Consider the following 8,300-nt stretch of genomic DNA (forward strand, 5'->3'; position numbering starts at 1 on the left):
CGTCTGCTCCAAAAAGCAGAAGATAGAAATCGCTGCGATGACTATTCTGTAGCCAACTGTTTTTGGGCAGCGATGCTTTGCCTGGCCTCCAAGGGAAAACGATTTGTGAATCGAATCACCATTTTCGGAATGCTGCTGTTGTTCGGCATTGGGTCCACTGCGAGGGCACAGGATGACCGAGCGGTTTTGCAGGCCTTGATGTTCGAATCGCCGGAGAAGCTTGCTGCTGCGGCTGTGTCCAGTGGAGATGCCGCGCGAGGCGCGGTGGTGTTCTTCACCCCCACGATGTCGTGTGCCAATTGTCATGCAGTCAATGATCCGGCGGAGAAGTCGCAAGCCAACGTGGGGCCGAATCTCGCCTCGCCAAATCCAGACCTGTCGAATGCCGGCATCGTCGATGCGATTCTGCATCCGTCAAAGAGTATCGCAAAGGGTTTTGAGACGGTCCAAATTTTGACCGTCGATGGAAAAGTGCTGACTGGTGTTCTCGTGGCTCAGTCCGATGAGTCGGTCCAATTGCGCGATCCATCGACAGGCAAAACGGTCGGAGTCAGCGCGGATGACATCGAAGACGTCGCGACGAGCGAATTGTCAGTCATGCCCGAAGGTGTCGCGGGCCAAATCGGCAGCCGCCAAGCGTTTTTGGACTTGGTGCGGTACCTGATTGAAATTCGCGATGGTGGTGCGGCGCGGGCAAGCGAGTTGCAACCGAAGGTCATGCCAACGGCCGAGCCATTGCCGGAATACGAATCGCACATCGACCACGCTGGCATTCTCGCGTCGCTGGATCAGCAAGCGATGAAACGTGGCGAAGCGATCTACAACCGGACGTGCGTGAATTGTCACGGCACGGTTGATGCCCCAGGTTCATTGCCGACGTCGTTGCGATTTGCGTCCGGTAAATTCAAGAACGGATTTGATCCTCACAGCATGTACCAAACCATCACCAAAGGGTTTGGTTTGATGCTGCCGCAACGAAACTTGGTGCCGCAGCAGAAGTACGATGTGATTCACTACATCCGTCATGCCTACTTGAAGGAGCACAACCCAACTCAGTTTGCTCGGGTCGATGAAGACTACCTGGCGAGTTTGCCCAAGGGTGATACGCGCGGTCCGGAACCATCGCTCATCGAGGCCTGGCGGGAAATGGACTACGGACCCAACTTGATGGCGACGGTTGAGATCGGCAACGACGCGAAAAACTTTGCTTACAAAGGGCACGCCATTCGTCTTGACCAAGGTCGGGGCGGGATCACGCGAGGAGAGCATCGCGTCGTTTATGAGCACGACACAATGCGAGTGGCGGCTGCGTGGTTGGGCGATGAGTTCATCGATTACAACGGTATCAACTTCAACGGTGTCCATCGGAGACACCCGCGCATCGTCGGCGAGGTGGTGTTTGAAAACGCAAACGGTCCTGGGTGGGCGAACCCTGAAAATGATTCCTTTGACGAGGTCCGCGAACCAGGACGAGACGGTCGCTTCTATGGCCCGTTGCCGAGTGACTGGATCGACTACCAAGGAACCTATGTCAACGGGATGGAAACGATCCTGCACTACCGCGTTGGCGGAATCGATGTTCACGAGCGGCCGACGCTTGAACAACTGGGCGAGAAAGCCATTTTCCAACGGTCGCTTTCCGTGGATGCCAATGAGCATCGGTTGACGATGCGGGTGGCTGATCGTGAAGAGGGCGAAGTGTTTCTGGACGCGGAACATACAAAGGCGGTCTGGTCGAGCTCCGAGGATGGTTCTGAGGCGTTGGTATTCGCGGTCACGGGAGATGTCAGCCAACTGGAATGGCAATTCGCCGACGATCAAATTCGACTGGCATTGATGCCAAACGTGAATGCAAGAGACTTCACCGTTCATGCCTTTCGAAGCGAGAGCAAAGGAGACGCAGAGCAAACCATTGGCGAACTCATCGAAGGAATCGATCCGGCTGCTCGCTCGGCAAAGGAATGGGCCACGTCCACCAGCGAGAATGCGAAACGCTGGCCCGAAATCGTCACCACGAAAATCACTACCGCGGACGCTGGCGGACCGTTCGCGGTCGATACGATTCAGTACCCGGTGAACAATCCATGGTTCTGCCGGATGCGATTGACCGGTGTCGACTTCTTGGACGATGGTGAATCCGCCGTCCTGAGTGACTGGGACGGGAACGTCTGGAAAGTCACCGGATTGCATCAACCGGAGGTGACCTGGCAGCGGATTGCATCGGGTTTGTTTCAACCGCTCGGAATCAAAATTCGCGACGGCGAGATCTTCGTGACTTGTCGCGACCAGCTTTGCCGCTTGCATGATTTCAACGGCGACGGTGAAACGGACTACTACGAGAGTTTCAACCACGATCACTACGTCACCGACCACTTCCATGAATTCGCGATGGGATTGCAATGCGATGACGATGGCAACTTTTACTATGCCAAGTCAGCTTGCCACGCGTTGCCCGCGATCGTTCCTCATCATGGAACGTTGTTGAAGGTTTCTGCGGACGGATCGTCGACCGAGATTCTCGCGAATGGTTTTCGTGCCGCCAACGGCGTTTGCCGCAATGACGATGGGACGTTCTTCGTCACGGACCAAGAAGGGCATTGGAATCCAAAGAATCGAATCAACTGGGTTCGTCCGGGCCGGTTCTATGGCAACATGCTGGGGTATCACGACGTGACCGATCCAAGCGACTCCGCGATGGAGCCGCCGATGTGCTGGATCACCAATTCGTTCGACCGTTCGCCGGCGGAGTTGCTGTGGGTGACCAGTGACAAGTGGGGGCCGCTGAAAGGTTCTCTGCTGAACATGTCCTACGGCTACGGCAAACTGTATGTTGCCCCACATGAAATCATTGGCGATCAGATGCAGGGTGGGATGTGCGAATTGCCGCTGCCTCAATTCCCGACCGGGATCATGCGTGGACGATTCCATCCCGACGATGGTGACTTGTACGTGACCGGCATGTACTCGTGGGCGGGAACCCAACAAGCCGACGGTGGTTTTTATCGGGTTCGCTACACGGGCAAACCGATCCACGTGCCGGTGCGTCTGAACTGTCGAGGGACGACCGTGCGAATCGGATTGAGCGACGAGGTCGATCCTGAGTCGGTCTCGCCAGAAAGCTTTTCGATCAGCCGTTGGAACATCAAGCGATCGAAGAACTACGGTTCCAAGCACTTTGATACGCAAGCCATCGAGGTCGCGTCGGCCCATTGGGACGCTGAGCAACGTGAGATCGTGCTGGAGCTTCCCGAGTTGAAGCCGACGTGGTGCATGGAGATTCAGATGGAATTACGAGGTGCGGACGGAGAACCGATTCATCGCGTGATCCACAACACGATTCACGAACTGAATTGATCGACCGGTGCAGCAATTGGAATCGCTTTGCTCGGATCGGGCAGAGCACGGAACCGCGTGAAACTCGTTTGATCGGTGACCGTTCGCAACGACGGCATCGTTCGCGAATCAAGGAAAGGCCTGTTGGTCGGGTTCGTTGAGTTGTACCGATTATGCGGGCGGTGGTTGGGGTCATTCCGATTTTTCGCGTTGCAAGCGAAATGTCGTCTGCTCGCATTCCGATGATTCGAACGAGTGGTAGTCCGTTTTGGCACTGCCGCTGATTGGGAGGCGTCCAGTTCGAATCGCTGATGAGTGTTGTTGCATGACGAGTAATCCCGGCCACGCCACCGCCAAATCGTCCATGTTTGCCACCAAGGGGTCCGCAGGTCGCAAACCGTTGTTGCTAGGCCTTTGCTTGATCGCAATGGTCTTGGTCAGCGGGGGATTTGTCACGTCGGTCCTGTCACGCTCGGCCCGGACACCGATCTTCACGTTGACGGGTGTTTATGGTCCCGAGTGGGACGTGAACGCTTGGGTAGCTGAAGACTTGAATTGGATTCGGACGTTGGGTCAAAGCACGTACTCGGTCCAGGCCTTGCCCGGTGCTGGCGAGTTGGCGGGTGGGTTTTGGGATCAGGCCGACGACTCCATTCGAGCGGCGCTCGCTTCATGTCCGAGTGATCGCCCACTGATTTTCTATGTCAATTTGCACGGCGTTGTGAATGACGACGGGCAAGCGTGCTGGGTGCCACCCAACGGTTCGGTCGTGGATGGTTCCACTTGGTTTCCGATCAATGATTTTTTGGATCGAGTCGCCCAGATTCAGTCGCGTGACGACGTTCGGCCGATGTTGTTGCTGCTTGAATGCGGTCGGCTGCGGTCGCACTGGCCCGCGGGAATTGCCGACAACGAGTTCGATGATCGATTGACCGAGACACTGGCTCAGCACGTTCGCAATTATCCCGAGTCCAACGTCACGATCCTGTCGTCGACAGCACGTGGGCAGCGCAGTTTCTATTCCCGGCGCGGTGATGGAGACGTCTTCACCCGGTACGTTGCCGAAGGATTGGCGGGTGCCGCGGACGGCTATGGAACAACGAGCCGGGCGGATGGTTTGGTCGACACCGAGGAACTGCATCGTTTCGTCCGCCAGCAGGTTGGCGGGTGGTCGCAGCAGCATCGCGGCGTGGCCCAAACACCAACACTGCATCGAACCGCGTCGTCCAATCCGGTCACCGTCGCACGCGCCAGTCGCGGACGCTTCGGGGCCTCCTATGTCAAAACGCCTCCTCCGTCCAAGGATGAAACGGATCGATTGAAAGCGGCGATTGATTCAGTCGTCGTTCTCGAGAAACACGACCCAAGTTCGGTCGACGCACACGCTTGGTCGCAGATCCAACGCACGATGCACGCGATCACTCAATCGGTCTACGGTGGAGAAGCCGCGAAGGCATCAAGTGCTCGATGGTACAGTCGGCTTGATCGACAGTTGCAGGGACTTCGCCAGGAAATCGCGAATCGGGCGAGTGAGTCGTCTCACTTTGTTGATGTCGAAATGGATCGTGAGGCGGAGCGAGTTTGGTCGACGATCGCAAAGCAACCGACTCGCGAAACCACGGCTGAATTGCTGGCCGATTTGGACGACGACAAAGTGATGCCGGTGCCGATGTTGTACGCGATTTATCAAGCGGGCGAGCATTCACGAAAGGATCCAAATGCTTCCGAATTGAGCTTTTGGAGACATCCCGATTGGATCCAACGCACGGCAAAAGCGCAAACAGAATGGTTGCACGTGGTGCGTCGTCTTCCCGATGCGATCTTTCCCGCCGTCGACCAGATCACGTTGGACGTGCAACAAAGTCGACGACGTCTGGCGGATACGATTTTGGCGTCCACGGTATCGTCGGACGTCAATTCGATCGAGCATGGACAGGATGGAGACGCACACGATTCCGTTGTGTCAGCGTTGTCGGATTTCGAGCGTGTCGTCAAGGAACGCCGAGACATTTTGGCGGGTTTGGTCGATGCATGGCAAACGCGAGATCGAGCGTTTTCGGAACTGCCGTATCTGTTCCGATCGATCGATGAAGAGGCAACGACCTTCGGAACGCATGAAGAACATGACGCTCACGAGGCGAACCTGAACGACGTCATCGCGCTGGACACGCTGCTGAATGAGTTCATCGATGGCAAACAGGTTTGGTCGACGAAGACTCACGACCAGATCGTGATCGCATCCAAACGGGCAGGTCAGTTCCTGGAACACATCGGCGGTTCTTTTCAAGCAGCAACGGCGTCGATGTTGTTGACTTCCGATCCCTATCAGGCGATGCGGGTGGAGAAACAGCTTCGTGAGACGGACGAAAAGCTGGCGATGGAGCCCTTCGAGCCATTGTCTCAGTCATTGGAACATGATCACGAGCATGAGCACGAATCCGAATCGAACAAACACATCAGCAACGATTTCTTGGCGGTTCTGTTGGGATTGGATCCGGATGAGACCAGCCCATCCGACGTGCGGCGACGTTTGCGTTCGTTGACGTCGGTTGATCACGATCACGCCTGGCGACATGTGGTTTCGATCGTGGTGGACGAAGCTTTTTCGCAGGTGATTGCGGATCATCAACGAACGTCTCGGCAGTGGCGATTGGCTTGTCGAATCGACGAGGTGCTGGGCGATTTCTGGTACGCACCGACAAGCAACGGCACGGCCTACTTCGATGCAACCGCTCAAACGTTGTTGAAGTTGGCCAAACCCGAAGACAATGAGACCCCGGATTGGAAATCGATCGAGCGTTCCGTGACGGCCAAGATGGAGGCCCGCCGGACGGCGTCGATCAAGGGCTTGATCGTCCGTGCCACTTCGCAGCCATCCTTCTTGGATCAACAGACCCAATCGGTTTCGGTGAAGCTTGATACGGCGGACGGCCAGGGGGATCTTCCCGAGGGAATCGCGGTGATGTCGATTCATCGCGACGGCATCAAAACGTCTGATGCTCAGCAAGCGGTGTCGATCCAAGCGACCGATGCACCGACCAACGTGGAACTGACGTTGGCGGTCGATCAAAAGCGGGCTTCGTTGGCGGAGGTGAACTTTCGCGGCAACCGTTATCAATCCTCCGTCATGTCGTCGGGCACGGCGTTTGGCGTGACCAGTCGAGGTCAAACGGTCCAAAAGGGAGCCAAGGTCACGATTCGTGATGCGATGGATTCAGGGCGTGCGATCACGTTTGTGATGGATTGTTCGGCGTCCATGAACGATCCTCTCGGCGAAGAGATGGGGCGTTCCGCATTGGGGGCACAACGCGCGAGCAAGTTCGAAGCCGCGCGTTCAGCCGTTTACGAAATGATGCGTCGGCTGCAGCCTGGACCGTCACAGGTTGGCTTGGTTTTGTATGGTCATCGAATGGCAATTCGTGCGGGCGATCCAGCAAAGGATTCGGGCGATGGAGGTGGTCAGACAACTCTGTTGCAGAAACGCTATCACAAGCGTTTTCCTTTCCCACCGACAATCCAACCATTCGAAGATGTCGAGGTGGCGCTGCCGACCGGACGCTTTGACACCGCGGAATTGGAACTCGCTCGTCAGCATTTTGATGCGGCCGTTCCTTGGGGACAGACGCCGCTTTATCTGTCGATTTGGAAGGCGATGGAGGACATCAGCCGAACGGGTGACGGTGTTCGCAAAGACGTGGTGGTGATCTCTGACGGTCGCAACTACCAATTCAATCCTACCCCCGAAGCGATCTTCTCGATTGGTCAGTTGGTGACTCGGGCGAAGACACTGGGCGTCCAAGTGCATGTCATTGGGTATGGGCTGGCCAGCCACGAGGCCGCGGCCGCAGCGGTTGAGTTCGAAGCTCTCGCGAGCGGCACCGGCGGTCAATCGATCACGGATATCAAAGAAGCGACGGAGTTGCTCAAACGATTGGAGGAGTTGTCATCGTCCGAATCGTTCGAGTTGCAATTGGCGGATGGAACGAAACATGTTGGCACGTTTGGCGACACGATCACGCTGCCTGAAATTCAGTCCGTCAACACGGCCGTGACCGCGACCGTTGGCGACAAATCGACGGTCCTCGCCGTATCGCCGGGCGACCAGTTGGATTTGATCGCCAACCAGATGGAGCACCCACTGGCGACGCTGCCGTATCTCAATGGGGCTCCCCAATTCAGCGTGTTGGCAACGCCCGAGGGGCATGCCACTTCGGTTCGGATGGGAGTGCACACGCCTTCGGTCCAAGGGAATCGATGTCGCTTTCAGTTGTCGATGCAACGAACCAATGCACAGGTTGCTGACCGTCCACTTTCGATGTGGGTGGAGGTTCATCCGGTGCGGCAGGGGAACTCTGGGGAGAAGCAATCGCCCGAAGTGGCTTATCGAAACGGCGCGTTTGAGTGGGTGGCGGGCAAACCGTGTCCGGTCGCCGAATTCGATTGCTTGGGTTGGCCAAGCGATGCGGTGGGTTATCAGATCAACACGTGGTGTTCGGCCAAGCGATTGGCGAGCGAAAGCGTTTCCATTGCTGCGGGGTCACAACCGAAACAGACCAAGACGCTGGCGAACTTTCCTGGCGTGAAGGTTCATCTGAGTCGCCAAGGGGACGAGGTTTCGGTTGGGTTGGAGTATCCCACTTCGCAGACCCCTGATCACGATTCGATGTTGATCGTCCAAGTCGAAGGTGCTGGTTCGCAAGACCATTGGTATGACGACAGCGGCCGGCGAAGCTTTCATGTTTTCCGGCAAACCGACCCGACCGCAGAGGTGCAGGTCGAAATGCAATCGATCGCGGAAATGAAGCGTCAATCGGTTCGCACGATCCAGCCAGTTGACGGTTCGATGTTCCCAAGTGTTGCGACGTTGGGAGCGACGAGTCGACGGTGAACGATTGCCGTTCGACGTTGTTCGCTTGCGTTTGGTTTCGCGGGAGAGCAGTGCGTGCCGCTTCCCATGCTCGGCCCCC

At 56.6% G+C, this 8,300-nt stretch carries 2 protein-coding genes; both read left to right on the forward strand.

From position 1 onward, the window contains the following. Nucleotides 1-105 precede the first annotated feature (105 nt). The gene (locus B2R17_RS18695; protein WP_286765153.1) at nt 106-3,354 is read left to right on the forward strand and encodes a DUF6797 domain-containing protein; all 3,249 of its coding nucleotides are present in this window, start codon (nt 106-108) and stop codon (nt 3,352-3,354) included. Nucleotides 3,355-3,658: 304 nt separating this feature from the next. Beyond that, nucleotides 3,659-8,221 carry a vWA domain-containing protein gene (locus tag B2R17_RS18700; protein WP_286765154.1) on the forward strand — a complete coding sequence of 1,521 codons (4,563 nt, stop codon included), beginning with the start codon at nt 3,659-3,661 and terminating at the stop codon, nt 8,219-8,221. Nucleotides 8,222-8,300: the final 79 nt, after the last annotated feature.

It is taken from the genome of Rhodopirellula sp. UBA1907, assembly GCF_002337565.1.
GTDB classification, from domain to species: domain Bacteria; phylum Planctomycetota; class Planctomycetia; order Pirellulales; family Pirellulaceae; genus Rhodopirellula; species Rhodopirellula europaea.